Here is a 26,369-nt window from a genome sequence, read left to right on the forward strand (position 1 = left end):
GGCGTGGCCTGGCTGGGACGGCTGTTCGACACGCGGGACACCCTGGTACGGATGGTCCTGCTCGACCTCAGCGGCCTGTGCTACCTCCTCTTCGGCAGCAAGACCGGTCAGCCGCCGACGGGCCGGCAGTGGGCGCTCGCGGTGGCCGCCTTCGCCGTCGCGCTGCTGGCCCACCGCCGGCCGCTGCTCAACCTGACGGCGCAGACGGCGCTCCTGGCCACGGCGATCGTCGTCCTCGACGACACCACGATCAACCAGGTCGGGGCGAGTTGGGCGCTGCTCGAACTGACCATGCGGTCCCGACGTCCCCGTACCGGCTGGTGGGCGGCCGTGGGATTGACCGTGGTCGCGGCGTTCGACCCGTCCGGGCACACCGGCCGGGGGGTCGCCGGCACGGTGTTCGGGCTGCTGGTGGACGTCGGCCTGCCGCTGCTGATCGGCACCGTGGTGCGGACCAACCGGGAACTCGGCCGGCAGGCCGACGAACGGGACCGGGCCGAGCACCTGCACCGCGAGTCGGAGCAGCGGGCGGCGCGCGCCGACGAACGCAGCGCCATCGCCCGGGAGCTGCACGACGTGGTGGCCCACCACGTGGCCTCGATGGTGCTGCGCGTCGGCGTGGCCCGGCACGTCCTCACCGACCTCGACCCCCGGGTGGGTGCCGTCTTCGACGACGTGCACGCCACCGGGACGGCGGCGCTGGCGGACCTGCGTGGGCTGGTCGCGGTGCTGCGGGATCCCGAGGTGGCGCACGGCGACGCGACGTTGACCGCGATCGAGCCGTCGGCGCTGCCGGCCGCGCTCGGGGCGGCGGTCGACCGGGCCCGGCAGACCGGGGTGACGGTGGAGGCGGACGTCGCCCCGGCGGTGGGCACCCTCGACGCGGTACGCGGACTGGCGGTGCTGCGGTTGACCCAGGAGGCGCTGACCAACGTGGTGAAGCACGCCGGAACGTCCGCGCGGGCGCGGCTGACCGTGTCGGTGGTCGACGACGCCGTGCACTGGGAGGTGGCCGACGACGGGCGGGGCTGGGCGCCGACGGCGGTGCCGCCCGGTGGGGGACACGGTCTCACCGGCATGCGGGAACGGGTCGAGGTGCTCGGCGGGCGGCTGGACGCCGGCCCCTTCGGCACCGGGTGGCGGGTCCGCACGGTGCTGCCCGCCGTGGCGTCGACCGACGCCGGCCCGTCCCCGGCCGCCGGCCCACCCCCGCGCGGGACGACCACCCCGCCGCCCGGTTCGGGCGGCCCGTACCCGGCGCGGCGGTCGTGATCCGGGTGCTGCTGGTCGACGACCAGCACCTCATCCGCGCGGGCCTGCGCATGCTGTGTGACGCGCAGCCGGACATCGAGGTGGTCGGCGAGGCCGACAACGGCCGCGACGCGGTGACCCTGGCCGCCCGGCTCGTCCCCGACGTGGTGGTGATGGACCTGCGGATGCCCGGCGTCGACGGGATCACCGCGACCGGCCGCATCCTCGCCGACCGGCCGGCGACGCGGGTGCTGGTGTTGACCACCTTCGGCGACGACGAGCACCTCTATCCCGCGCTCACCGCCGGGGCCTGCGGGTTCCTGCTCAAGGACGCCCCGCCCGGCGACCTGGTCGACGGGGTGCGCCGGGCCGCCGCCGGGGGCAGCCCGTTCAGCGAGGAGGTGCTGCAGCGGCTGGTCCGACGGGCGGTGCACGCCCGCGCCGAGCCGTCCCGGCCGGTGGCCGGGCTGACCGCCCGCGAACAGGACGTGCTCACCCTGGTGGCCGAGGGGCTGTCGAACACCGAGATCGCCGACCGGCTGCACATCGGCGTGACCACGGTCAAGACCCACATCACCAGCCTGATGACCAAGACGGACAGCCCGAACCGGGTGCGCCTGGCGCTGTTCGCCCGGGGCGGCTGACCGGCGCACACCCGTGATGGTCGACCGCGCCGCCCGCCCGGGGCCGGTGTCGGTCGGCCCGGCTATCCTGCGCGACGCCGGGGCGTCCCCGGCGGGCTCGGGTGGGGAGGTCGGGGTGACGGTCGGGGAGTCGGACCCGGTGGCGTTTCAGGGAGCCGTCCGCGCGGTGGCGCAGGAGACGGGCGCGGGCCGGATCGCCGCCCTGCGTGGCCTCGGTGAGCTGGTGGCCGGGCGTCCCGGGCTGCGGCCCCGGGCGGTCGCGGCGCTCGCCGACGGGCTGCGGGCGCCGGTGGCGGCCGACGGGTGGGACGCCGACGCCCGGCGGGAGGCGGGCCGGGTGCTGGCCACGCTGCTGCGCCCGGCGGCGCAGGCCCCGGCCGGGTCGACGGACCCGGACGTCGACCCGGAACCACCGCCCGCCGTCGATCTGGACCTGCGGGCGGCCACCCTGGTGGATCTCGACCTCGCAGGCGCGGTGCTGGGCGCGGCCCGGTTCGCCGACGCCAGGTTCCTCGGGGCCACCTCGTTCGTCGACGTCCGGTTCACCGGTGTCGCCGACTTCGCCCGTACCGTCTGGCACGGTCCGGCCCGGTTCACCCGGGCCCGGTTCCTCGACGATGCCACCTTCGGTCGGGCCCGGTTCCGTGCCGACGCCGACTTCACCGGGGCCCGGTTCGCCGCGTTCGCCTGGTTCGGCCGGGGCGAGGACGAGCTGTGGGAGGACGACCCGGCCTGGGAGACCATCGAGGAGACCTCGCCCGCCCCCTGGGACGAGCCGAACGAGGACGACCCGCACTGGCCGGTCGCCGTGTTGATGGGCGACTATCAGGAGTGGAGCGAGGGCGGCGACGGTGCCCGGTTCGTCGGGCCGGTGTCGTTCCGGCAGGCCCGGTTCGCCGGTCCGGCCTGGTTCTTCAAGGCGCGGTTCGCCGCCGCCGCGTCGTTCCGGCTGGCCCGGTTCGCCGGTCCGGTCCACCTCGACCAGCCCACCGTGGACCTCGGCGGCGCGACCTGGGCCGCCACTGCCGACGACGGCCCGGTGTGCTGGCCGCTGGGCTGGACGCCGGCACCGGCCGGGCCGGACGGGGCGCAGCTGGTGCCCGACGACTCCGTCCGGCCGTACGCGGGCCAGCTCGCCGACGCCGACCCGGACGTGCGCCGGGCCGGGCTGGCGGTCCTCGCCGACCTCGGCGACGCCCGGCCGGAGCTGCGGCAGCGGGTAGTGGACACGGTCTGCGGCTACCTGCGGATGCCGCTGTCGTTCGACCTGGCCGACGTCCGCACCGACGGGCGGGCCGCCGAACTGGAGCTGCGGCGCACCGCCCAGCGGCTGCTCGCGGCGCGGCTGCGTCCGTCGACGGACGCCCCGGGCGGGCCGCCGCACTGGCCGGGGATGGACCTCATGCTCTGCGGGGCCACCCTGGTCGACCTCGACCTCGGCGGTTGCCACGTCGGCCACGCCGATTTCACCGGCGTCCAGTTCCACGGCGACACCGGGTTCGCGGGGAGCGTATTCACCGGGGCGGTCTTCCAGCTCGGCGGCGGCGACGGGCGGGCGTCGTTCCACGGTCCGGTCAGCTTCGCCGGGGCGCGCCTCGACGGTCGGCGCGGCGTGCGCGAGGTCCTCGGCGAGCTGGCGGGGCGGGCCGGGACGGTGCTCGACGGGGCGGTGTCACCCGCAGGGTGAGCGTCGCCGCGCGGCCCGGTGCGCACCGGAGACGGTGTCGCGCGGTCCCGCCGCCCCGGACGGTCGGGTCAGCCGGTCAGCCGGTCACCCGGGCGACGAACGCGGCGACGTTCGTCGTCAGCCGCTGGACCTTCTCGGCCGTGGTGAGCGACTCCTGCATCCGGGCGCCGGGGCCGGGGTCCTTGCGTCCGCGTACGTAGAGCGGGCAGGCGAGGTCGGTGCAGAGGTAGGTGCCGACCGAGTTGCCCTGCTGTCCCGCTTTGCCGGCCCTCGGCGCGACCATGAGGCTGACGCCACCGGCGGGTGAGGTCAGGCAGATGGCGCACAGGCCGCGCGGTGGCTGCCTGGTGGTCGGGGTGGGGCAGCGCAGCACCAGGGCGGTCCGCCGGCCGTCCACCTCGGTGACCAGGTAGGCGCGGTCGGGGGCGCGGGGGTCGCGCCAGCCGAGGTAGTCCAGCTCGGGCCAGGGGCGCTCGGCCAGGTCGCGGGGGACGTACAGCCGCCTGCTCTCGCCCTTGGTGCAGTTGACGAACGCGGACCGGATCTCCTGCTCGGTCAGTGGTTCCATGACGGCAACGGTAATTTGCCTAAAACCTTTAGGCAAACCCATAATGAGTTATGGCACGTGCGGGCTTGACCACCGAGCGTCTCACCCGGGCCGGCGCGGAGCTGGCCGACGAGGTCGGCTTCGACCGGGTGACCCTCTCCGCGCTCGCCCGCCGCTTCGACGTGCAGGTCGCGAGCCTCTACGCGCACGTGCGCAACTCCGGGGACCTGCGCACCCGGATCGCCCTGCTCGCCCTCGACGAGCTGGCCGTCCGGGCCGCCGACGCGCTCGCCGGGCGGGCCGGCCGGGACGCGCTGGCCGCCCTCGGCGGCGTCTACCGCGACTACGCCCGAGCGCACCCGGGCCGGTGGGCCGCCGCCCAGCTCAGGCTCGACCCGGCCACCGCCGCCGCCAGCGCCGGAGGCCGGCACGCCGAGCTGACCCGGGCCATCCTGCGCGGCTACGACCTGCCCGAACCCGACCAGACCCACGCGGTCCGGCTGCTCGGCAGCGTCTTCAACGGCTACGTCAACCTCGAACTGGGCGGCAGCTTCGACCACAGCGCCCCCGACACCGGGCAGACCTGGCCCCGGGTCCTCGACGCCCTCGACGCCCTGCTGCGCCACTGGCCGACGCCCTGACCGCCGTCGCCACCACGCCCGCCCGGGTCGGGCGTGGTGGCGTCAGCGTGGGCGGCGGGCGACCCGGACGCCGATGGCGACCGCGCCGATGACCAGCAGTCCGCCCAGGAACTGGAGCCCGGGGGAGTCGTCGGACTCGCCGAGCACGACGCCGGCCACCCCGGCGGCCAGGAGCGCGGCGGCGGCGAGGGCGAGCAGGTACCTCACGGCGTCGGCTCCCCGTCGTCGACGAATTCGAGCAGGTCGCCCGGCTGGCACTCGAGCACCCGGCAGATCGCCTCCAGGGTGCTGAACCGCACCGCCTTGGCCCGGCCGTTCTTCAGTACGGCCACGTTCGCCGGGGTCAGCCCGACCCGCTCGGCGAACTCACCGACACTCATCTTGCGTTTGGCCAGCTCGACGTCGATGCGTACGACGATGGGCATCAGATCACCGCTTCCATGTCGGAGCGCAGCGTGGTGGCCTGGCGCAGCAGCGCCCGCATCACCACCATCAGCAGTCCGAGCACGGTCGCCCCGACGGACAGCAGGAACAGCAGCATCGGCAGGCCGGGGTCGTCGGCGTGGAACCCGACGTAGAGGAACACGCCCACCAGGGTCAGCCAGCCGGCGGCGATCGCCCAGACGATGGCGTCCACCCAGACCAGCGCGGGTTCGCTGAAGATCCGGTCGTCGCGGACCAGGGTGAGCAGCCGCCAGGTGGCGACGATCACCACCTGGACGCAGAGCACCCAGAACACCGTCACGGCGGTGGCCGGCCAGCGCAGGTAGGCCTGCTCGGGCGACTCCCGGGCGAGGTGGGCGAACTGGCCGGGCAGCGACATGGTCTGGAACAGCACCAGCACCGCGAACAGGACCACGAGAAAGACTCTGAGGGCGGTGACCGCCCAGCGTGCCGTCGTCATGTATCGACTATCGCTCGCAACCTATCGAAAGTCAATCGGTTACCGGCCACTCGTGGACCGGTAGGTTGCTGTGCATCAGCTCGACGTACTGGCGGACCACCTCGCGCAACGCCTCCGGCCGGTCGAGATGGTCGGCCGACTCCAGCCGGTGCAACGTCGCCACCTGCCAGCTCGCGCCGTTGCGCCCGGTCAGGCAGCGCTGCTCGATGATGCCCAGCAGCCGGTCACGTTCGGCCGGGTCCACCCCCCACCGGTCCAACCCCTGGTGGGCCAACGGCAGCAACCGGCGCAGCACCAGCTCCGTCGCCGGCAGGTAGCCCAGCCCCGGCCAGTACATCTGTGCGTCGATGCCGTGCCGGGCGCCGCTGGTGAAGTTCTCCTCCGCTGCGCTGAACGACATCTGCGACCACAGTGGCCGGTCGGACTCGGCCAGCGCCCGGACCAGCCCGAAATAGAACGCGCCGTTGGCGATCGTGTCCACCACCGTCGGCCCGGCCGGCAGCACCCGGTTCTCCACCCGCAGGTGCGGGCGGCCCTTCCACACGTCGTACACCGGGCGGTTCCAGCGGTAGATGGTGCCGTTGTGCAACCGCAGCTCGGCCAGCCGGGGCACGCCACCGGCGGCGAGCGTCTGCGCCGGATCCTCCGGGTCGCACACCGGCAGCAGAGCCGGGAAGTAGCGCACGTTCTCCTCGAACAGGTCGAACACGCTGGTGATCCACCGTTCCCCGAACCAGACCCGTGGGCGTACCCCCTGGGCCTTGATCTCCTCGGAGCGGGTGTCGGTGGCCTGCTGGAACAGCGGCACCCGGGTCTCGCGCCACAGCTCCCGGCCGAAGAACAACGGCGAGTTCGCGCCCAACGCCACCTGGACCCCGGCGATCGCCTGGGCGGCGTTCCAGTAGCCGGCGAAGTCGGCCGGGCTGACCTGGAGGTGGAACTGGGTGCTGGTGCAGGCCGCCTCCGGGGTGATGGTGTCGGCCGTGGTCGCCAGCCGCTCCACCCCGCTGATCGCGATCCGCAGGTCCTCGCCCCGGGCGGCGAAGATCTGCTCGTTGAGCAGCGCGTAGCGCGGGTTCGCCGACAGCGCCCCGGCGGTCAGGTGCCCCGGCTCCAGGGTGGGCAGGATCCCGATCATCACCATGTGGGCGTCGACCGTGCGGGCCTTCTCCTCCGCGGCGTTCAGACTGGCCCGTACGTGGGACTCGAACTCGGCCGTGCCGGTGCCGACGAGCCGCCGGGGCGCGACGTTGATCTCCACGTTGAACTGGCCCAGCTCGGTCTGGAAACTGGGATCGGCGACGGCGGCGAGCACGTCGGCGTTGCGCATCGTCGGCCGGGAGTCGTCGTCGACCAGGTTCAGCTCGATCTCCAGACCGGTCATCGGCCGCTCCACGTCGAACCGGGACTCACGCAGCATCTCGGCGAAGACGTCCAGACACCGGCGGACCTTCTCCCGGTAGCGGGCCCGGTCCTCCCGACTGAACGTGCGCGCTCCGACTTCCTCGCCCATGGCCACCGCCCTGTCACCGTTGGTCCCGACAAACCTCGCACGTCCCCGGCGGACCGGGAAGACCCGAAGGACCCCTTACGTACCCACCGGCGACCCGGGTGATCCCCGTCGCCCGCCACCCGTCACGGGCCGGAGGGCGACGGCGGCTGGATAGCATGGCGCGATGCGCGAGAAGACGACCCGGCTGTTCGTGGCGGCGGCGATCGCCGAGGCCTGCTCCTGGCTGGCCCTGCTGGTCGGCATGGCGGTCAAGTACGGCCCGCCGGGCAACGAGATCGGCGTGCAGGTCTTCGGGCCGGTCCACGGCGCGCTCTTCGTCGCGTACGGCCTGCTGGTGCTCGCCGTGGCCCGGCTGCACCGGTGGTCGCCCGGGGTCACCTTCGTGGCCCTGGTCTGCGCGGTGCCGCCGTTCGCCACCCTGCTCTTCGAACGTTGGGCGGCCCGCCGGGGCCTGCTGCGCAGCACCGCGCCGCAGCGTCCGCTGACCCCGGTCGGCTGACCGCCCCGGATGGCCCACGGCCGCCCGCCGCCGGTCCGGCCCCGGACCGTCGGATCGGGCGGGAGCCGGTCGGGTGGCGTCAGGTGAGCACCACGGCGGCGGCGACCAGCAGCACCAGCACCGCGCCCAGCACCGCCTGGATCAGCAGCGGCGGGCCGAGGTGGCTCCACACCGTGGCGGTACGCGGGGTGAGCACCTGCGCGGTGGTCAGGTTGACGATCCGTTCGATGCGTGGCGGCAGGTCGACGTCCTGCGGGCGCAGGGTGAGCTGCACCCAGTCGGACGGGTGCACGGCGCTCTGCGCCAGGTGCCCGTGCAGCTCCACCTCGTAGAGCTGGCCGTTGTCGTCGCGCAGCCGGACCGGGGTGACCAGGAACTCCGGCCCCTTCTTCAGGTCCTTCCACGTGCGCCGGGTGCCGCCGCCGGCCTGCGAGAGCGCCGCGCGCACCAGCAGCACCAGCAGACCGGCCACGCTCGCCGCGGTCAGCACCGCCACCAGCACCGGCTGGCCGATCCTGACCTCGCGGGTGTAGCCGTCCATGAACCGGACCACCCGCCCGGTGAATATCCGCTGCGTGGGGCGTATCACCCGATTGCGGAGATCGCTGTCCATGTTCACCACCGAGAGTCCCGTTCCGTTCACTGATGGTATCCGTCTTCCGGGTCGAATGACATGAATGAACCGGCGGTCACGTCACCCGGCCCGGCCGAGGTGACATCCCCGGCGGCGCGGGTAAGCGGGCGGCCGAGCCGGAAAGGGGTCGAGCATGCAGCTGTCCTTCCTGCACCAGCTCTACGACCGTCCCGGGCCGTGGTGCTCGGTCTACCTGGACGCCTCCCGGGACACCCAGGACGCGCGCCCGGCGCTGGACCTGCGCTGGCGGGCCCTGGCCGGGCAACTCGCCGCCGACGGCGCGGACGAGCCGACCATCGCGGCGCTGGACCGCGTCGTGCGCGGCCACGACCCGCTGCCGGGCGACTACGGACTCGCCGCGTTCGCCAACCAGGGCCGGGTGGTGCTCGCCGAGTACCTCGCCGCGCCGCCCCTGCGTGACCTGGCCGCGTACGCCCCGCTGCCGCACGTCATGCCGTTGCTCGCCCAACGCGGGGAACAGGTCGCCTGGGTCCGGGTGCTCGCCGACCGCACCGGCGCGGACGCGGTCGCGGTCAGCGCCGGCGGGGTGCCCCGACGGGCCCACGTCACCGGCCGGCAGAGCTACCCGCTGCGCCGGGTGCAACCCGGCGGCTGGTCCCAGTCCCGCTACCAGCGGGCCGCGATGGAGGCCTGGCACCACAACGCCGGGGACGCCGCCGCGGCCACCGCCGAACTGGCCGACCGGGTCGGCGCGGACGTGGTCGTGGTCGCCGGGGACGTCCGGGCCACCGGGATGATCGCCGCCCAGCTGCCGGCCCGCTGGCAGGACGTGGTGGTCCGCACCGACGCCGGCTCCCGGGCCGGCGGCGCCGACCCGGCGGCGATGGACGACGTCACCGTGCAGACCATCGCCGAGGTCGCCGACCAGCACGTCACCGCCACGCTCGACCGGTTCGGCACCCAGGAGGACGTGGGCGCCGGGCTGGACGCCGTGGTGGCCGCCCTGCAACGCAACCAGGTCGACACCATGCTGCTGGTCGACGACCCGTCGGCCGTCGGCGAGCTGTGGATCGGACCCCGGGCCACCGACATCGCCACCGCACCCGACCGACTCGCCGCCGTGGCCGACCCGCAACGGGTCCGGGCCGACGCGGCACTGGTCCGGGCGCTGGTCGGCACCGACGCCGACCTGACCGTCCTCGGTCCCGACGAGGCTCCCGACCTGGCCGACGGCGTCGGTGCGGTGCTGCGCTACGTCGACCCGGCCACCCCGGGACGCGACCGTGGCTGACCGCACGGTCGCGCATCTGGTGGTGGACCGGCTACGGGCCTGGCGGGTGCCCCGCGCCTTCGGCTGCCCCGGGGAGGCGATCGCCCCCGTGGTCGAGGCGCTGGACGCGGCGGGCGGGGACCCGGAGTTCGTCCCCGCCCGGCACGAGGAGAGCGCCGCCTTCATGGCGACCGGGCACGCCAAGTTCACCGGCGGCATCGGGGTCTGCCTGGCCACCCAGGGCCCCAGCGCGGTGCACCTGCTCAACGGCCTGTACGACGCGAAGCTGGACAGCAGACCGGTGGTGGCGATCGTCGGCGAGGACGTCACCGGGCCGCTCGGCGAGGTGCACGAGGAGATCGGACTGACCCGGCTCTTCGGCGACGTGTGCCACCAGTTCGTCCGCTACGGGCGTACCCCGGAACAGCTGCCGGCCCTGCTCGACCAGGCGTTCCGGACGGCCGCGGCGACCCGTAGCCCGACCTGTGTGGTGCTGCCCCGGGCGTTGCAGGAGGCCGTCGTGCCGCAGCTGCAACCGCACGCGGCCGGGGTGCTCACCGCGACGCCCGGCGAACCGCTGGCCCGGGTGCTGCCGCACCAGGCGGACCTGGACGCCGCCGCGGCACTGCTCACCGTCGGGCACCGGGTGGCGATCCTGGTCGGGCAGGGCGGCCGGGGCGCGGCGGAGCAGATCGTCGCGCTGGCCGACCGGCTGGGCGCCGGGGTGGCCGCCTCGCTGCTGGGCAAGCCGGTGCTCGACGAGCGGCTGCCGTTCCACACCGGGGTGCTCGGCGAGGTCGGCTCCACGGCCGCCGCGCAGCTCATGGGCGGCGCGGACACCCTGCTGCTGGTGGGCACGAACGACCCGTGGACCGACTACCTCCCGATGCCCGGCCAGGCCCGCACCATCCAGATCGACATCGACGGGCGACGCATCGGCACCCGGTACCCGGTGGACGTGCCGCTGGTCGGTGACGCCACCGAGACCCTGCGCGCGCTGCTGGGCCAGGTCGCCGACCGCCCCGACCGGCAGTGGCGGGCCACCGTCGAGGGCGCCGTCGACAGGTGGCGCACGGAGGCCGCCGCGCACGCCGCCGTACCGGCCGAACCGGTCAACCCGCAACTGGTCCTGCGGGAACTGTCCGCCCGGTTGCCGCACGCCGGGTCGGTCGCCGTCGACGTCGGTTCGGTGCTCTCCTGGTACGCCCGCCACCTGCAACTGCCGCCCGGGGTCGACGCGCAGCTCTGCGGCGCCCTCGGCTCACTCGGCTGCGCCCTGCCGTACGCGCTCGCCGCGAAGCTCGCCCGCCCGGACGTGCCGGTGCTCGCCCTGCTCGGTGACGCCGCGATGCAGCTCAACGGGCTCGCCGAGCTGATCACCGTGGCCCACCGCTGGCAGGACTGGGCCGATCCCCGGCTGGTGGTGCTGGTGCTCAACAACCGGGACCACTCCGGGCTCGGCGACGGCCGCTGGACGCCGGGCGTGGCCGGCCGGCACGCCGACGTGCCGTACGCCGGCTGGGCCCGGCTGCTCGGCCTGCACGGCGTCCGGGTGGACCGGCCGGAGCTGGTCGGCGCCGCCTGGGACGAGGCGCTGGCCGCCGACCGGCCGTGCGTGCTGGAGGCGGTGGTGGACCCGGCGGTGTTCCCGACCGCGCCGGAGCCGGCCCTGGCCGACCTGCGGAGTCTCTTCGCCGACGGGGACGCCACCCGACGCATCCGGGACCGGATGATGGCAACCGAGCGGCAGATCGTCGAGGCCGAGGACCTCGTTTAGCGCCCCAGCCCCAGGGCATCCCTGAGCTCAGCATTCACCAGGGAGGCGCGATGTCCGTACCCACCGACCGCCGTTACGGTCCGGCATCGCTGCCGACGCCCCGCGGCCCGGTCTCCGGCGCGCTGGTGGCGGCGTTGCACCGGCCGCCGCACGACCTGCCGGCCGGACTCGGCGAGGCGCTGGCCGGCGACGTCGGTGGCGGCCGTCCGGACCCGCTGACCGACGAGGACCGGCAGCTCACCCTCTTCCTCTGCTATGAACTGCACTACCGGGGCTGGGCCGGGGTCGACGAGGACTGGGAGTGGCAGCCGTCCCTGCTGGCGCTGCGCGCCGTGGCCGAACGGCCGTTCGAGGCGGCGGTGCGCCGCCTGGTCGGCCCGCAGCCGACGGTGCTGCCGGCCGGCGTGCCCGCCGCCCTGGCCGCCCTGGTCGCCGCCGACGACGGACCGTCGCTGGCCCGGACCCTGCACCGGCAGGCCACCCTCGCCCAGTTCCGTGAGTTCGTCACCCACCGCTCGATCTACCACCTGCGCGAGGCCGACCCGCACAGCTGGGCGCTGCCCCGCCTCGGCGGACCGGCCAAGGCCGCCCTGGTCGAGATCCAGATGGACGAGTACGGCAACGGCCGGTGCGACCTGATGCACGCCGAACTGTTCCGGGTGACCCTGGGACGGCTCGGCCTGGACACCGACTACGCCGCCCACCTGGACCGGGTACCGGCGGTCACGTTGGCCGTCAACAACCTGATCTCGCTGTTCGGCCTGCACCGGCGGCTGCGCGGCGCGCTGCTGGGCCACCTGGCCGCCTACGAGATGACCTCCTCGCTGCCCAACCGCCGCTACGGCAACGGGCTGCGCCGGCTGGGTCTCGACGCGGCGGCCACCCGCTTCTACGACGAGCACGTGGAGGCCGACGCGGTGCACGAGCAGATCGCCGCGCACGACCTGTGCGGCGGCCTGGTCCGTACCGAACCGGCCCTCGCCGGCGACGTCCTGTTCGGGGCCGCCGCCGCGCTGGCCACCGACCGGCTCTTCGCCGCCCACCTGCTGGACAGTTGGGCCGCCGGCACGTCCTCGCTACGCCTCCGAACGGAAACCGACGGCCCGGTGGGTGCCGTCGCAGAACGGTTTGCGACCCGAACGCCCGCAGCGGCATAGCGCCACCGCGCCCCGGCGGGTCTCGATGGCCCGCCCGTCGGGGGTCACCAGCGCGAAGTCGCCCCGGACCAGCAGCGGGCCGTCCGGGTAGGCGGTGATGGTGGCCGCCGCGTCGGCGGTCTGTTCGGGCTCGGCGCTCATCGTCCGGATGTGCCCCGCCCGGTCCCCGTGAAACCCGCACCGGCCCGCACCGGCCCGGCTGGGCGGTCACCGACCGGCGGGCACCGCTACGGCCTACCGGCGGGCGAGGCGGGATCGCCCCCGTCGGGACGCGATGCCCCGTTTAGACCCCGAAGGGGCGGGAAGCCGGGCCGCGTGGTGAGCGAACGAGGCGGGGTGGAACCGGTGCGGACGGCACCGGCCGGGCCGACGGCCCGGGGGGCCGGACTGGCCGGCGACCGGGTCGTCACGGCCGGCAGCACCGCGCGGGTGCTGGTCGCCGCGACCGCCCGCGCGCTGCGCGGGGTGGACTGCGCCGACCTGGGGCATGCCCCGTCACCGTCGCCGTTCACCGTGGCGCGCAACGCCGGCCGGGTGGCGCTCACCGCCGCCCAGGCCGCCGAGGTGGACGGGGAACGGGTGGCCGGTTGGATCGTCGACCAGTACCCCCGGGAGCGGTACCCGGCGGTGGTGCTGGGTGCGCCGCACGCCGCCGCCGTGCACCTGGCCGTGGCGCTCGGGGTGCCCTGGTTGCCCACCGGCTTCGAGATGACCGCCCACTGGACGCACGGCGCGGTGGACCGTCCCGCCGCCGCGCTCGACCAGGGGGCCGCGTTCGCCGCCCGGATCCTCGCCGGCAACCCCGGGCTGCACGTCCGTCAGGTGCACTGCCCGGCGAGCCGGGGCGCGCTGGCCGGTACGGCGATCACCCTGGTGGGCCGCTTCCGGGCGCTGCCGGTGGCGTACGCCCGGTTCCTGGCCGACCGGCTGGCCGACCGGGCGGCGCTGCTGCTGGTCGACGACGTGCGCCGCTGGCCGGTGTCCGACTCCGGGCAGGGGCACAGCTTCCAGGTCGGCTGCCCGGCCAGTGGCCTGCGACCGGTGGACTTCCACCCGGACTCGCCCGCCCTGCGTCAGGTGTTGCGGGCCGCCGGGGCGACCGGGGACGGGTGGGAACCGCCGCCGGTCACCGCCGCCGGGGAGTCCGCCGAACACGGGGTGGAGCCGGGGTTCGTCCGGGCGCTGGGGCACTGGGCCGGTGGTCGGGGCCACGAGCTGCGTCAGGTGCGGGTGCCGCACCCGGGGGCGCTCAGCGCGGCCACCGCCGACCTGTACCGCCGGTGGCTGCGCCGGGCCGGCAAGACGGGCGACCGGCTGGTGGTGGAGTGCGGCCGGGTGTTCGATCCGTGGCAGGTGGTGCGGGCGGGGCTGGTGCCGTACTGGTGCGAGAACGCGACCCGGCGCAGCGTCGAGGAGGTGGAGTGGTGGCTCGCCGGCAGCGAGCCGTTCAGTTCGGTGGACGTGCTGCCCGAGTCGCCGGGACTGCGGTCGCCGGCCGTGGCGGGGCTGCCGCAGTGGCTGGCGGTGGCGGGCTTCGGCCGTCGCCGGCGGGCCCTGGACCGGACCGCCGCCCGGGGCTACCCGGTGGCGTCGGTGGCCACCCGGCGGGCCACCGAGGTGCTGCGCGGCCAGCCGTACGACCTGCCGACGCCGCCGCCGCTGAGCGTCGGTGACGCGCTGGCCGGGCTCCGTGAGGCGGGCGCGCCACTGGGTCTCACCGTGTCCTGACCGCCCCCGGCCCGCAGCGCGGGCCGGCCCGGGACGGCCGGTCGGTCGCCCGGAAAGGGGACGCCCGGGGTGTCCGCGCCGCCCGGCCGGACCCGGCACGCCGAAACATCCTCGCGAACCCGGGGACGCGTGATTGAGTACCTGGGGAGCGGGAAGACCGCCCGCCGCGACGGTCCGTCGCGTGGCGGCCGGTCGTCGCCCGCCCGCGTCCGGTGATCCCGGCGCGGCACGTGAAACCCCACTTCCGACCCGGTGCGTGGTGCCACCACGCGCCCGACCGGCCCGATCCGGGCGGGGGACCTTCCTGAGGGAGGCGCGGATGTTCGGACAGACCACCACGACCACACCACCTCCGACCGAGCGGGGCCTGGAGGACCTGGACGCCGCCGCGCTGGCGTACGCCGCGCGCATCGCCGGCCTGCCCCCGGAGCGCCGGGGGGAGGCCCGTGAGGACCTGGTCCGGTTCGCCCTGCCGTTCGCCGGCCGGCTGGCCCGCCGCTACCGGGGGCGGGGTGAACCGTTGGAGGACCTGGAGCAGGTGGCCCGGCTCGGCCTGGTCAACGCCGTCGACCGGTACGACCCCGAGCGGGGTTCGTTCACCGCGTACGCGGCGATCACCATCGTCGGGGAGATCAAGCGGCACTTCCGCGACCGCACCTGGGGGGTGCACGTGCCCCGCCGGCTGCGGGACCTGATCCTGGAGGTCGGGCAGGCCACCTCGGCGTTGACCAGTGAGCTGTCCCGCGCGCCGAGCGTGGCCGAGCTGGCGGCCCGGCTGGAGACGCCGGAGGAGGAGATCCTCGCCGCCCTGGAGTCGGCGGCCGGCTACAGCCCCGCCTCGCTCAACGCGCCCGTCGGCGGGGAGAGTTCCGCCGAGTTCGGTGACCTGGTCGGCGAGTCGGACAACGCGTTGGAGTCGGTGGACGACCGGGTGACGGTCAGCGGGCTGCTGCACCGGCTGCCCTGGCGGGAGCGGCGCATCCTGGCGATGCGCTTCTACGGCAACCAGACCCAGGCGGAGATCGCCGCCCGGTTCGGCATCTCCCAGATGCACGTGTCCCGGTTGCTGTCGCGGGCATTGACCTGGCTGCGTCAGGCGATGCTCGCCGACACCCCGCCGCCGTGGTGCAACGGCTCCGCCGAGGCGGACACCGGCCGGAACCGGATCGCGGTCAAACGCACCGCGGAACGGACGGTCGTCGAGGTCGGGGGCGAGATCGACCGCGACGGTGCGGACCAGTTGCGCCGGATGATGCTGGAGGCGGTCGCCGGGCAGCCCCGCGAACTGGTGGTGGACCTGGACGGCGCGGGCGGGGTGGACGCCGGTGGCATCGCCGCGCTGGTGGCCGGCCGGGACGCCGCCCTGCGCACCGGGGTGCCGTTGCGGCTGACCCGGGTCCAGCCGGCGGTACGCCGTTCGCTGGCCGCCGCCGGCCTGCCCGCCACCGTGGACGCCTGACCCCGGCTCCGGTCGGCGGGAGGACGAACGTCGGGCCGGCACCCCCGCGCGGGGGCGCCGGCCCGAGGACCGTTGCGGGTCAGCGCCGTCCGGGGTCGTCGTCGTCTGTGCCGTGCGGGTGCCGCCACCGTTCGGGGGTGTCGGGGTTCGCACCGCCCGGGTCGTCGTCCTGCGGGGCGTCGGAGTGCGCGAAGCCGGGGCGGCGGACCTGCTCCGGTTCGGGCACCACCACCGGGCGGGCACCCGACTGCGGGGCGGGTTGGTACTCCACCGCCTCCCGGGCCCCGTGCGCGCCCTCGGCCGCAGGCGACTCGGGGACGTGCCGTTCGTGGCGCAGCTCGTCGTGCAACTCCTGTGGTGGCCGGGTGGTGCGTTGCGGCAGGTCCCGGCCGAGGTCGGCGACGAGCGGGCCGTACTTGGCGTCGAAGGCGGGGCGTTCGGAGCGGATCCGGGGCATCCGGTCGAAGTTGCGCAGCGGCGGCGGGCAGGTGGTGGCCCACTCCAGGGAGTTGCCGAAACCCCACGGGTCGTCGACGGTCACCAGCGCGCCGTACCGCCAGGACTTCCACACGTTGTAGAGGAAGAACAGGGTGGACGCGCCGAGCACGAACGAGCCGACCGTGGAGATCATGTTGAGCGTGGTGAAGCCGTCGCCGGGCAGGTAGTCGGCGTACCGGCGGGGCATCCCCTCGTCGCCCAGCCAGTGCTGCACCAGGAAGGTGGCGTGGAAGCCGATGAACATGGTCCAGAAGTGCAGCTTGCCGAGCCGCTCGTCGAGCAGCCGGCCGGTCATCTTGGGAAACCAGAAGTAGACCCCGCCGAACGCGGCGAACACGATCGTGCCGAACAGCACGTAGTGGAAGTGCGCCACCACGAAGTACGAGTCGGTGACGTGGAAGTCCACCGGCGGGCTGGCCAGCAGCACCCCGGTGAGGCCGCCGAGCAGGAAGGTCACCAGGAACCCGATGGCGAACAGCATCGGCGTCTCGAAGGTGAGCTGCCCCTTCCACATGGTGCCGATCCAGTTGAAGAACTTCACCCCGGTGGGCACCGCGATCAGGTAGCTGAGGAAGCTGAAGAACGGCAGCAGCACCTGGCCGGTGGCGAACATGTGGTGCGCCCACACGGTCATCGACAGCACGGTGATCGCGACCGTGGCCAGCACCAGCCCGGTGTAGCCGAAGATCGGCTTGCGGCTGAACACGGGGATGATCTCGGTGATGATGCCGAAGAACGGCAGCGCCACGATGTAGACCTCGGGATGGCCGAAGAACCAGAACAGGTGCTGCCACAGCATCGGCCCGCCGGTGCCCGCGTCGTAGACGTGCGCGTCGAGCAGCCGGTCCGCCCCCAGCGCCAGCAGCGCGGCGGCCAGCAGCGGGAAGACCAGGATCACCAGGACGGCGGTGAGCAGCATGTTCCACGTGAAGATCGGCATCCGGAACATGGTCATGCCGGGCGCGCGCAGGGTCAGCGTGGTGGTGATCAGGTTGACCGCGCCCAGGATGGTGCCCAGCCCGGAGACGACCAGGCCGACCACCCACAGGTTCGCCCCGATGCCCGGGGAGTTCGTCGCGTCGCTGAGCGGGTTGTACGCCGTCCAGCCGAAGTCGGCCGCGCCGCCGGGGGTGAGGTAGCCGCCGACGACCATGGTCCCGCCGAACAGGTACAGCCAGTACGCGAACGCGTTGAGCCGGGGGAACGCCACGTCCGGGGCGCCGATCTGCAACGGGACGATGTAGTTGCCGAAGGCGAACACCAGCGGGGTGGCGAAGAGCAGCAGCATGATCGTGCCGTGCATGGTGAACGCCTGGTTGTACTGCTCGGGGGAGAGGAACTGCATCCCCGGCCGGGCCAGCTCGGCCCGGATGAGCAGGGCCAGCACCCCGCCGATCAGGAAGAACACGAACGACGTGGCCAGGTAGAGCAGGCCGATCTGCTTGGCGTCGGTGGTGCCGAGCAGCCGGAGCAGCTTGTTGCCGGGCAGCGCCGGGCGGACCGGCCCGGGAAAGCCGCCGAACCGGGCCGGGGCGAGGATGGCCGGCCCCCGGTCTCGTGCGGGCTCCGTGGTTACCCGTCTGGGCATGGCTCTCTCACCCCGTCGTGACGACAGAAAGGACGGGCGCGACTACCCGCCCTCCGCCCATGTAACCAGGCGACAGGGGGAATTTCGGTCAATTCGCCGGCAGGAGTGCCCACACCACCTTGCCGTCGGCCAGCGGGGAGCTGCCCCAGCGCTGCGCCATCTCCCGGATCAGCAGCAGCCCCCGGCCGCCCTCGGCGGACAGGTCCGGGCTGGCCGCGCGGGCCGCCGTCCGGCTGCCGTCGGCCACGGCCACCCGCAGGTACGGCTGGTGCAGGGTCAACGTGATCCGCATCGGGGTGTGGGCGTGCCGGACCACGTTGCCGACCAGCTCGCTGAGCACCAGCGACGCCGGTTCCACCAGGTGCGGCACGTTCCACCGGGAACACGCGTCGCCGACCAGCTCACGGGCCCGCCGGCAGGCCCCCGCCACCGGCTCCAACCGGGCCCGCAACCGGGGTGCGGCGGTCGCCCCGGCCCACCGGGTCGCCTCCGCGCAGTCCTGCCGTACCGGCACCACCCGGCAGGTGGTGGAGGTGGCCAACCAGGCCGCGGCGTCGGGCGGGGGAGAGCAGAGCACCATCGGCACGGCCGGCCAGTCGGCGGCCTGCCGGGCGGTGGCGGCGAACACCGACAGCGCCAGCCGGTCGGCGACGGTCACCCCGCCCAGGTCGACCACCAGCGCGTCCGGCAGCGTGGTCAGGCAGCGGTCCAACACGGTGTGCACGGCGCGCATGGTGCCCAGGTCGAGCGCGCCGGCGAGGCGTACGACGGTCACCGGTGACGCGTCGCTGACCTCGCAGGTGATCCGGCTGACCATCGGCCCCTCGATTCCGTTCGTGGTGCTGGGGAGAACCGCCAGGTACCCGGGGTCCGGCGGGACGAAACCGGGGCCGTGGGCGGCGTCGCCCACGGCCCCGGTGCGAGCCGTCCCCGGGCCCGGCCGGCTCAGGCGGCCCGCAGCTCGGGCACCCGGGCGGCGGCGCGGACCGTCTCGTAGAGGGCGACGTAGCGCTGCGCCATCACCGCCGGGGTGAACCGGGCGGCGGCCTCCCGGCGGCACTCGTCGGGGTCGAGCCGCCGCGCCGCCAGCAGCAGCTCACCCAGTTCGTCCTCGTCGTCGGTGAGCAGTCCGGTCCGCCCGTGGTCGACCAACTCGGGCAGGCAGCCCCGGGCGGTCGCCACCACCGGCGTGCCCAGCGCCAGCGACTCCACCACGGCCGTCCCGCCGGGCTCCTCCCACCGCAGCGGGAACAGCGCCGCCCGCGCCCCGGCCAGCAGGTCGTCGCGTTCCCGACCGGCCACCGTGCCGACCCAGCGGACCAGCTCCCCGTCGACGTGCGGGGCGACCTCGTCGTAGAAGAACCGCACGTCCGGGTTCTGCCGGGCCCCGTCGCCCGCCGCCGCCAGGTCCGCCGGCCGGTGGTAGGGCCCGACCGGGCCGGCGAGCACCAGCGGCACCCCGGTGCGCCGGGCCAGCCGGGCCCCGACGTCCTGCCCCTTGCCCGGGTTGATCCGGCCCAGGATGACCGTGTGGTCGCCCTTCACCGGCCGGGGCGCCCGGTCGGCGTGCACCGCCAGCGGGGTCGCCAGGTGCACGTGCCCGACCGCGTGCTCCCGCAGCGCCCGGGGCGCGCGGGCCAACTGGGCGGCGGAGACGCCGTTGACCCGTACCCGTGCCCCGCCGTCGAGGGTGCCGTACAGCTCGGGGTGCTTGGCCAGGTCCCAGTGCAGGGTGTGCAGCACCGGTGGGGCGTCCGGCCCCATCGCCGCCAGGGTGGCCAGCCCGACCGCCTCCACGTGGTCGTGCACCAGGTCGACGTCGTCGCGGCCGTGCAGCTGCCGGACCACCCCGGCCAGGTGCGCCTGGGACACCCCGCACACCTGGTTGTACGGCCGTTGCAGCGCCGCGAACTGCCCGTCGTCGAAGACCGAGAACTTCTCGTCCACCGGCAGGGTGCTCGACCCCACCGAGGCGAGCACCACCCGCACCCCGAGCCGGCGCAGCTCCGGCACCAGGGTGGCGACGACGTTCTCGATGCCGCCGTAGCCGGGTGGCGGCACGGACAGCCACGGGCCGGCGTTCATCAGCACGGTGAGGCTCATGGTCGGGATTTCCTCTCGGGACGGACGGGGTCCCGGGCGGGTCTCGACCCCGCGCGTCGGGTGGCGCAGCCGCCGGCGCGACGCGTCGTCACGCGGCGACCCGCCGGCGTGGCAGCCGGGGCCGCAGCTCGGCCAGGGGCGGGCGTTCCTGCACCGAGACGTCGTTGACGACGACCTCCCGGTCGAGATTCGGCAGCGCCTCCGAGCCGCCCCGACGGAACTGGGTGAGCACGGCACCCGGGCTGGTGCCCGGGGCGGCCCAGCCCCGCCGCTGCAACCGCGCCCAGGCGGTGTGCATGATCTGCGCGGACATCCGGCCCAGGGCCGCGGTGTCCTGGTGCCGGTGCTTGCGCTCGCCCAGGTCGACCTGGGCCAGCGCGTCCAGGCCGACCAGTTCCAGCAGGTCGATCAGCATGGCCGTCTCGACCCCGTAACCGGTGACGAACGGCACCCGCTCCAGCACCTCGCGCCGGCCGGCGTACTCGCCCGCGAGGGGCTGCACGAAACCGGCCAGCTCCGGCCAGAACAGGTTCAGCAGCGGCCGGGCCATCAGCTCCGTCACCCGCCCGCCGCCGTCGGTCTCCACGCTGGTCGTGCCGACCAGCGGCCGGTGGTAGAAGCCCTTCACGAACTCCACCGACGGGTCGACCAGCAGCGGGCCGATCAGCCCGGTCACGAAGTGCGGCCGGAACTCCCGCAGGTCGGCGTCGACGAACGCGACGACGTCGCCCTCGGCGGCGGCCAGGCCGGCCCAGAGCGCGTCGCCCTTGCCGGTCAGCCGGGGCAGGCCCCGGGTCATCTCGTCCTGGCCGACCACCTCCGCGCCGGCGGCCCGGGCCACCTGCGCGGTCCGGTCGGTCGACCGCGAGTCGACCACGATCAACTCGTCGACCAGGGGGACGCGGTCCATCAGGTGTTCCCGGATCGTCGAGACGATCGCCCCGACGGTGGCTTCCTCGTTGCGGGCGGGCAGCACCACGCTGACCCGGTTCTCCCCCTTGGCTCTGATCAGCCGTCGCGTGGGCCAGTCCTGCGCCGACGTCGTCCGGTAGGTGGCCCATGCCTCCACGACAGGGGAGACGATCGGTTCTGTGTCCCGCACTGGCAAACCCCCAGATCCATGGCGGAAAACGCAGACTTGGTTTTCCCGTCTCTGCACATTCGTTAACTGGATATTCCCTAACAACTTGATCACGGCGGCTCCACCTGCCGGTTCCCGGCAGATGAACGCTGTGTTGCGGTGACCGCCGGGGTTTCGCCCCGCCGCGCCGGGGCAGTGCTGTGCGCGGTAGTGGTGACCGCGTCGGGAGGGCCGAGGGTATGCGTACGTGCCGGGTGGGGCTGGTCGGGGCCGGTGGGGTGGCGCAACGTCACGCCCGCGTGCTGGGGAGTTTCGCCGACGTCGAACTGGTCGGGGTCACCGACGTGACCCGGTCCGCCGCCGCCCGGCTGGCCGACACCCACTCGACCCGGGCCTTCGCCGACGTCGACGACCTGTTGGCCGCCGGCCCCGACGCGGTCTACGTCTGCGTGCCGCCGTTCGCCCACGGGCCGGTGGAGGAGGCCGTCGTCGCCGCCGGGGTGCCGATGTTCGTGGAGAAGCCGGTCGCGGTCGACCTGGACACCGCCGAACGGATCGCCGCCCTGGTCGAGCAGCGGCGACTGCTCACCGCCGTCGGGCACCACTGGCGCTACCTGCACGTGGTGGCGCGGGCCCGGGAACTGCTCGCCGACCGTCCGGTGCGGATGGTCAACGGGGCCTGGCTGGACAAGGTGCCCCCGGTGGCCTGGTGGGCGGTGCGGGACCGCTCCGGCGGCCCGGTGGTCGAGCAGGCCGCCCACGTCCTGGACCTGACCCGGGTGCTGGTCGGCGAGGCCGTCGAGGTGACCGCCTATGGCGACGGCAACCCACCCCCGGTGGACGACGCCGACATCGACTCGGTGACCGCCGCCACGCTGCGCTTCGCCTCCGGCGCGGTGGGCACCCTCGCCGCCGCCTGCGTGCTCGGCTGGAAGCACCGGGCCGGACTGGAGATCCTCGCCGACGGGCTGGCCCTCTCGCTGACCGAGGACGGTCTGACCGTCCGGGACGCCGACGGGGAACGCCACCTCCCGGCCGACCCCGACGCCGCCCGGGTCGCCGTCGACCGGGCCTTCGTCGACGCGGTGACCGGCGTCGGCGACGACATCCGGGTGCCGTACGCGGAGGCGCTGCGCACCCAACGACTGGCGGTCGCGCTCGCCCGGAGCGCCCGCACCGGCCGCGGCGTCAGCCTGCCCACCGGCCCGGCCGCGCTCACGCCGACCACCGACGGCCGGCCCGGCGCGCCCACGGGGGCGGGCGTCGATGCGTGACACGGTGGTCGTGGTCGACGGCCCGGGGCGCGTCGCGCTGGCCGAGCAGGACGCCGGTGAGCTGGGCGAGGGCATGATCCGGGTGCGGACCCGCTACAGCGGGGTCTCCGCCGGGACGGAGCTGAGCTTCGTCAAGGGCACCAACCCCCACCTCACCGTCACCCTCGACCCCGCGCTCGGCCTGTTCCGGCCGGGCGCCGCCGGCACCCCGTACCCGGTCACCCGGCTCGGCTACATGCAGGTCGCCGAGGTGGTGCAGAGCCGCACCCCGGCGATCACCGTCGGCACCGTCGGCGCGATGACGTACGGCCACCGCACCGGGTACGTCGCCGACCCGCTCGCCGAACGGTTCGTGCCGCTGCCCGACGACCTCGACCCGATGCTCGGCGTCTACGTGGCGCACATGGGCCCGATCTGCGCCAACGGGCTGCTGCACGCCGCCGCCGACCTGTACGGCGCCGGTGTGCGCACCCTCGGCGACGGGGTGCGCGGCCGACGGGTGGCGGTCGTCGGCGGTGGCGTGGTCGCCCTGCTCACCGCCCTGTTCGCCCGCCGGCACGGAGCCGCCTCGGTGGTGGTGGTCGACCCCACGTCGCAGCGCCGGCAGGTCGCCGAGGCCCTCGGGCTGGAAACCCTGGACCCGACCGCCGACGACCCGGCGGTGGTGCTCAAGACCCGGTGGAACCACGGCGTCGGGGACCGGGGCGCCGACGTGGTGTTCCAGTGCCGGGGCCAGGACCACGCGCTGCACCTGGCGCTGCGCCTGCTGCGCCCCCAGGGCACGGTGGTCGACCTGGCCTTCTATCCGGGCGGCGCGGACGCCGTCCGGCTCGGCGAGGAGTTCCACCACAACGGGCTGACGCTGCGCTGCGCCCAGATCGGCCGGGTGCCGCGCGGTCTCGCCCCGACCTGGGACCGGGAACGGCTCTCCGCCGAGACGATCGACCTGCTGCGCCGACACGGCGACCTGGTCCGCGCGCACCTGATCTCGGCCGTGGTCCCGTTCGTGGACGCCCCGGCGCTCTTCACCGACCTGGCCTGCCGTCGCCGCCACGAACTCCAGGTCGTCCTCACCCCCTGACCACCCCGCACCGCCGCCCTGCCTCGCCCGCCTAGCCCTCGCTGCCCTGCCCCGGTGATCAAGAGGTTTGCGTCATGGTGGAACGGATTCTTGACGTAAACCTCTTGATCACCGGGGTAAAGGGGCGGCTGGTGGGGGCGGCCAGGCCAGGAAACGGCGGGTCAGGTCGGTCTGGCGGCCACTGTCGAGTGAGGTCAGGTGCTGTTCCGCCTCGACCTACGAAGAGCGGCGGCAACGGCGGCAACTGTGTCGAGGTCGCGGGCAACCTTCCCGGTGTCGTCCTGGTGCGGGACAGCAAGGACCGGGACGGCGGGGTGCTCACGTTCGCCCCGGCGGCGTGGCGTGGCTTCGTCGACTTCGCGAGTCGGGCGGCGTCGGCTCGTGCGGCAGAGTGAACCGCAACCAGGAAGTTGATCTATAGCGCCCCAGCTCAGTAAGGCCTGCGTCGCCGCGCACGCGGGGGGTGACGGCCCGCCGGGCACCGACCGGCGGCGCGATCGCCTGCGTCGCCGCGCACGCGGGGCCGGCCTCGCTGATCATCGACGACCGTCAGCCTGCGTCCCGGTCGACCAGCTGCCCGCCACCTGCCGGTGGGCCGCCGGCACACCTCGCTGACCTGCCCGGATGGGCCGGGAATCGGACAGCGGGATCGCAACGTGCGGACCGGGCAGCCGTTCGCGGCCGAATTCGCGTACCGTTGCCGCTCATGGGTGTGTCGCAACGGTTGAAGAGCAGGTTCCGCCGGTTCCTCCAGCGCCCGGGGACGACGGTCGACCTGGCTCCGCTGGAGAAGCTGCTGCCGCGGGTCGCCGCGCGTGAGGAAGAGCTGTCGGCGCTCGACGACGACGCGCTGACCGAGGCCGCCGGTGCCGCCACGGAGTACGTGGACATCTGCGCCGTCGGCCGCGAGGCCGCCCGCCGGGGCCTCGACCAGCGGCCGTACGACGTGCAGCTGCTCGGCGCGATGGCGCTGCTGTCCGGCAAGGTCGCCGAGATGGCCACCGGTGAGGGCAAGACGCTCACCGCCACCATCGCCGCCTACGGGCACGTCCGGCTGGGCAACGGGCCGGTGCACGTGCTCACCGTCAACGACTACCTGGCCCGCCGGGACGCCGAGTGGATGACGCCGGTCTACCGGCTGCTCGGGCTGACCGTGGGCTGGGTCAACGAGGCCTCCACCCCGGCCGAGCGGCGGGCCGCGTACGGCTGCGACGTCACCTACGTCTCGGTCAGCGAGGCCGGCTTCGACTTCCTGCGCGACCAGCTCGTCACCGACATCGCCGACCGGGTCCAGCCGCCGCTGGCCACCGCCATCGTCGACGAGGCCGACTCGATCCTGATCGACGAGGCCCGGGTGCCGATGGTGCTGGCCGGCTCGACCACCGGCGAGCAGGACCCGGTGCACGCCTCCGCCGCGCTCGTGCGCGGCCTGCGCAAGGGCCGGCACTACACGGTCGCCGAGGACGGCCGCAGCGTCGCCTTCACCACCGAGGGGCTGGCCGCCGTCGAGGCCAAGCTGGGCGGTATCGACCTGTACGACACCGAGCACGTCGGCCAGCTCTCCGCGGTGAACGTGGCGCTGCACGCGCACGCCCTGCTGCACCGCGACGTCGACTACATCGTCCGCGACGGATCGGTGGAGCTGATCGACGAGATGCGCGGCCGGGTCGCCCAGCGCCGCCGCTGGCCCGACGGCCTGCAGGCCGCCGTGGAGGCGAAGGAGGGGCTGGACGCCACCGCCGAGGGCGAGGTGCTGGGCACCATCGCCGTGCAGGCGTACATCGCGCTCTACCCCAAGCTGTGCGGCATGACGGCGACCGCGGTGCTGGTCGGCGACCAGCTCCGCGAGTTCTTCGGCCTTGAGGTCGCGGTGATCCCGCCGAACACCCCCTGCGTCCGCGAGGACGAGCCGGACCGGATCTACGCGACCCGGGCCGAGAAGGAGGAGGCGCTGATCGACGAGATCCGGCGCTGCCACGAGGCCGGCCGCCCGGTGCTGGTCGGCACCCTCGACGTGAAGGAGTCCGAGGGGCTCGCCGCCGGTCTGCACGCCGCCGGGGTGCCGTGCGTGGTGCTCAACGCCAAGAACGACGACGAGGAGGCGGCGATCATCGCCGAGGCCGGCGCGTACGGCGCGGTGACCGTCTCCACCCAGATGGCCGGCCGGGGCGTGGACATCCGGCTCGGCGGCAGCGAGCAGGTCGACCAGGAGCGGGTGGCCGAACTCGGCGGCCTCTACGTGATCGGCAGCGGCCGGCACGACAGCCGCCGGGTCGACGACCAGCTGCGTGGTCGGGCCGGCCGGCAGGGTGACCCGGGCGGTTCGGTCTTCTTCGTCAGCCTGGAGGACGACCTGGTCGTGCGGCACGCCGGCGACACCGTTCCGGCCTCGCCCCGGATGAACGCCGACGGCCTGGTCACCGACGAGCAGGTCGACTACGCGGTGGAGCACGCCCAGCGGGTCGCCGAGGGCGTCAACCACGAGATCCACCGCAACACCTGGCGCTACAGCGTGGTCATCGAGCAGCAGCGGATCGCCCTCGCCGAGCGTCGGGAGCGGCTGCTCACCTCGGACGTGGCCGCGCTGATGCTGCTCGACCGGATGCCCGAGAAGGCCGGCGAGATGGACGAGGACCTGCTGGCCCGGGTGGCGCGCTCCATCGCGCTCTACCACACCGACCGGCTCTGGGCGGAGCACCTGGCCGAGCTGTCCGAGGTCCGCGAGGGCGTGCACCTGCGGGCGCTGGGCCGGCTCGACCCGCTCGACGAGTTCCACCGGGCGGCGGTGCCGGCGTTCACCAACCTCATCCCCGAGATCGAGACGCGGACCCTGGCGACCTTCGAGGAGACCGAGTTCGCCGAGGACTGGGAGCCGGACGCCGCCAAGCTGGTACGGCCCAGCGCCACCTGGACGTACCTGGTGCACGACAACCCGTTCGGTTCGGAACTGGACCGGCTGATCGCCTCCGTCGGCCGGCGGCTCGCCGCCGCCCGCTGAGCGGCCCGGGAACCCCTCCGGCGCGAAATGCGCCGGAGGGGTTCCTTTACGCGGTTTCGATCCGGTTTTGCCAG

25 protein-coding genes are annotated in these 26,369 nt (G+C 74.4%); 14 read left to right on the top strand and 11 right to left on the bottom strand.

Features of this window, described 5'->3' with window-relative positions:
• The first annotated feature begins 3 nt into the window (after positions 1–3).
• The 3 genes from ACN268_RS03670 (at position 4) to ACN268_RS03680 (ending at position 3,582) form a co-directional block, all read left to right on the top strand.
• On the top strand, positions 4–1,272 hold the full coding sequence (locus ACN268_RS03670) for a sensor histidine kinase (protein ID WP_421481722.1): 1,269 nt from the start codon (positions 4–6) through the stop codon (positions 1,270–1,272).
• On the top strand, positions 1,269–1,895 hold the full coding sequence (locus ACN268_RS03675; RefSeq protein ID WP_421481723.1) for a response regulator: 627 nt from the start codon (positions 1,269–1,271) through the stop codon (positions 1,893–1,895). Before ACN268_RS03670 ends, ACN268_RS03675 begins: the two co-directional genes overlap by 4 nt.
• 139 nt (positions 1,896–2,034) lie before the next feature.
• Entirely contained in the window at positions 2,035–3,582 is a 1,548-nt protein-coding gene (locus tag ACN268_RS03680) for a pentapeptide repeat-containing protein (protein ID WP_421481724.1), read from the top strand.
• 76 nt (positions 3,583–3,658) lie between these two features.
• Here ACN268_RS03680 and ACN268_RS03685 read toward each other — a convergent pair whose 3' ends face one another.
• Positions 3,659–4,150, bottom strand: coding sequence for an FBP domain-containing protein (locus ACN268_RS03685; RefSeq protein WP_421481725.1), 492 nt, complete (start codon positions 4,148–4,150; stop codon positions 3,659–3,661).
• 65 nt (positions 4,151–4,215) lie between these two features.
• Here ACN268_RS03685 and ACN268_RS03690 point away from each other — a divergent pair, with 65 nt between their 5' ends.
• A complete protein-coding gene (locus ACN268_RS03690; RefSeq protein WP_421481726.1) occupies positions 4,216–4,770 on the top strand; it encodes a TetR/AcrR family transcriptional regulator in 555 nt (184 codons plus the stop codon).
• 42 nt (positions 4,771–4,812) lie between these two features.
• Here ACN268_RS03690 and ACN268_RS03695 read toward each other — a convergent pair whose 3' ends face one another.
• Genes ACN268_RS03695 through ACN268_RS03710 form a run of 4 tightly spaced genes read right to left on the bottom strand, consistent with a single transcriptional unit; the run spans position 4,813 to position 7,187 of the window.
• A complete protein-coding gene (locus ACN268_RS03695; protein ID WP_421481727.1) occupies positions 4,813–4,977 on the bottom strand; it encodes a hypothetical protein in 165 nt (54 codons plus the stop codon).
• On the bottom strand, positions 4,974–5,195 hold the full coding sequence (locus tag ACN268_RS03700) for a helix-turn-helix domain-containing protein (protein WP_363654372.1): 222 nt from the start codon (positions 5,193–5,195) through the stop codon (positions 4,974–4,976). Before ACN268_RS03700 ends, ACN268_RS03695 begins: the two co-directional genes overlap by 4 nt.
• On the bottom strand, positions 5,195–5,674 hold the full coding sequence (locus ACN268_RS03705; protein ID WP_421481728.1) for a DUF2975 domain-containing protein: 480 nt from the start codon (positions 5,672–5,674) through the stop codon (positions 5,195–5,197). The genes ACN268_RS03700 and ACN268_RS03705 overlap by 1 nt, the downstream gene beginning before the upstream one ends.
• 31 nt (positions 5,675–5,705) lie before the next feature.
• Entirely contained in the window at positions 5,706–7,187 is a 1,482-nt protein-coding gene (locus tag ACN268_RS03710) for a glutamate--cysteine ligase (protein ID WP_421481729.1), read from the bottom strand.
• A gap of 163 nt (positions 7,188–7,350) precedes the next feature.
• On the opposite strand from ACN268_RS03710, the gene ACN268_RS03715 reads away from it, so the two are divergent.
• Entirely contained in the window at positions 7,351–7,686 is a 336-nt protein-coding gene (locus ACN268_RS03715) for a DUF3817 domain-containing protein (protein ID WP_421481730.1), read from the top strand.
• Positions 7,687–7,765: 79 nt separating this feature from the next.
• Here ACN268_RS03715 and ACN268_RS03720 read toward each other — a convergent pair whose 3' ends face one another.
• On the bottom strand, positions 7,766–8,308 hold the full coding sequence (locus ACN268_RS03720; RefSeq protein ID WP_421411507.1) for a hypothetical protein: 543 nt from the start codon (positions 8,306–8,308) through the stop codon (positions 7,766–7,768).
• Between the two features lie 145 nt (positions 8,309–8,453).
• Here ACN268_RS03720 and ACN268_RS03725 point away from each other — a divergent pair, with 145 nt between their 5' ends.
• Genes ACN268_RS03725 through ACN268_RS03735 form a run of 3 tightly spaced genes read left to right on the top strand, consistent with a single transcriptional unit; the run spans position 8,454 to position 12,485 of the window.
• Complete coding sequence (locus ACN268_RS03725; RefSeq protein WP_421481732.1) at positions 8,454–9,572, top strand: Vms1/Ankzf1 family peptidyl-tRNA hydrolase; 1,119 nt, start codon at positions 8,454–8,456, stop codon at positions 9,570–9,572.
• Positions 9,565–11,328: a thiamine pyrophosphate-binding protein gene (locus ACN268_RS03730; RefSeq protein WP_421481733.1), complete on the top strand. Its 1,764-nt coding sequence runs from the start codon at positions 9,565–9,567 to the stop codon at positions 11,326–11,328. Before ACN268_RS03725 ends, ACN268_RS03730 begins: the two co-directional genes overlap by 8 nt.
• Positions 11,329–11,378: 50 nt before the next feature.
• The gene (locus ACN268_RS03735) at positions 11,379–12,485 is read left to right on the top strand and encodes an iron-containing redox enzyme family protein (RefSeq protein WP_421481735.1); all 1,107 of its coding nucleotides are present in this window, start codon (positions 11,379–11,381) and stop codon (positions 12,483–12,485) included.
• On the opposite strand, the gene ACN268_RS03740 is transcribed toward ACN268_RS03735, so the two are convergent.
• Positions 12,405–12,626 carry a CDGSH iron-sulfur domain-containing protein gene (locus ACN268_RS03740; protein ID WP_421481736.1) on the bottom strand — a complete coding sequence of 74 codons (222 nt, stop codon included), beginning with the start codon at positions 12,624–12,626 and terminating at the stop codon, positions 12,405–12,407. The two genes, ACN268_RS03735 and ACN268_RS03740, sit on opposite strands and share 81 nt — an antisense overlap.
• Before the next feature lie 174 nt (positions 12,627–12,800).
• Here ACN268_RS03740 and ACN268_RS03745 point away from each other — a divergent pair, with 174 nt between their 5' ends.
• A complete protein-coding gene (locus ACN268_RS03745) occupies positions 12,801–14,213 on the top strand; it encodes a hypothetical protein (protein WP_421481737.1) in 1,413 nt (470 codons plus the stop codon).
• A 319-nt stretch (positions 14,214–14,532) separates the two neighbouring features.
• Entirely contained in the window at positions 14,533–15,672 is a 1,140-nt protein-coding gene (locus ACN268_RS03750; RefSeq protein ID WP_421481738.1) for a SigB/SigF/SigG family RNA polymerase sigma factor, read from the top strand.
• 79 nt (positions 15,673–15,751) lie between these two features.
• On the opposite strand, the gene ctaD is transcribed toward ACN268_RS03750, so the two are convergent.
• From ctaD to ACN268_RS03770, 4 genes are all read right to left on the bottom strand, one after another.
• The gene (gene ctaD / locus ACN268_RS03755) at positions 15,752–17,758 is read right to left on the bottom strand and encodes a cytochrome c oxidase subunit I (RefSeq protein ID WP_421481739.1); all 2,007 of its coding nucleotides are present in this window, start codon (positions 17,756–17,758) and stop codon (positions 15,752–15,754) included.
• 88 nt (positions 17,759–17,846) lie between these two features.
• Positions 17,847–18,575: an ATP-binding protein gene (locus tag ACN268_RS03760; RefSeq protein WP_402897916.1), complete on the bottom strand. Its 729-nt coding sequence runs from the start codon at positions 18,573–18,575 to the stop codon at positions 17,847–17,849.
• Between the two features lie 128 nt (positions 18,576–18,703).
• Positions 18,704–19,861, bottom strand: a complete 1,158-nt coding sequence (locus ACN268_RS03765) for a glycosyltransferase (RefSeq protein WP_421481740.1) — start codon at positions 19,859–19,861, stop codon at positions 18,704–18,706.
• Positions 19,862–19,949: 88 nt separating this feature from the next.
• Positions 19,950–20,930, bottom strand: coding sequence for a glucosyl-3-phosphoglycerate synthase (locus ACN268_RS03770; protein WP_363654533.1), 981 nt, complete (start codon positions 20,928–20,930; stop codon positions 19,950–19,952).
• Positions 20,931–21,181: 251 nt separating this feature from the next.
• Between ACN268_RS03770 and ACN268_RS03775 the strand changes: the two genes are divergently transcribed.
• From ACN268_RS03775 to secA2, 4 genes are all read left to right on the top strand, one after another.
• The gene (locus ACN268_RS03775) at positions 21,182–22,216 is read left to right on the top strand and encodes a Gfo/Idh/MocA family protein (protein WP_421481741.1); all 1,035 of its coding nucleotides are present in this window, start codon (positions 21,182–21,184) and stop codon (positions 22,214–22,216) included.
• Positions 22,209–23,297, top strand: a complete 1,089-nt coding sequence (locus ACN268_RS03780) for a zinc-binding dehydrogenase (protein ID WP_421481742.1) — start codon at positions 22,209–22,211, stop codon at positions 23,295–23,297. Before ACN268_RS03775 ends, ACN268_RS03780 begins: the two co-directional genes overlap by 8 nt.
• A 188-nt stretch (positions 23,298–23,485) precedes the next feature.
• The gene (locus ACN268_RS03785) at positions 23,486–23,692 is read left to right on the top strand and encodes a DUF397 domain-containing protein (RefSeq protein WP_421481743.1); all 207 of its coding nucleotides are present in this window, start codon (positions 23,486–23,488) and stop codon (positions 23,690–23,692) included.
• Positions 23,693–24,003: 311 nt separating this feature from the next.
• The gene (gene secA2, locus ACN268_RS03790; RefSeq protein WP_421481744.1) at positions 24,004–26,295 is read left to right on the top strand and encodes an accessory Sec system translocase SecA2; all 2,292 of its coding nucleotides are present in this window, start codon (positions 24,004–24,006) and stop codon (positions 26,293–26,295) included.
• Positions 26,296–26,369 lie beyond the last annotated feature (74 nt).

The organism is Micromonospora sp. WMMD735 (assembly GCF_049178995.1).
GTDB classification, from domain to species: domain Bacteria; phylum Actinomycetota; class Actinomycetes; order Mycobacteriales; family Micromonosporaceae; genus Micromonospora; species Micromonospora wenchangensis.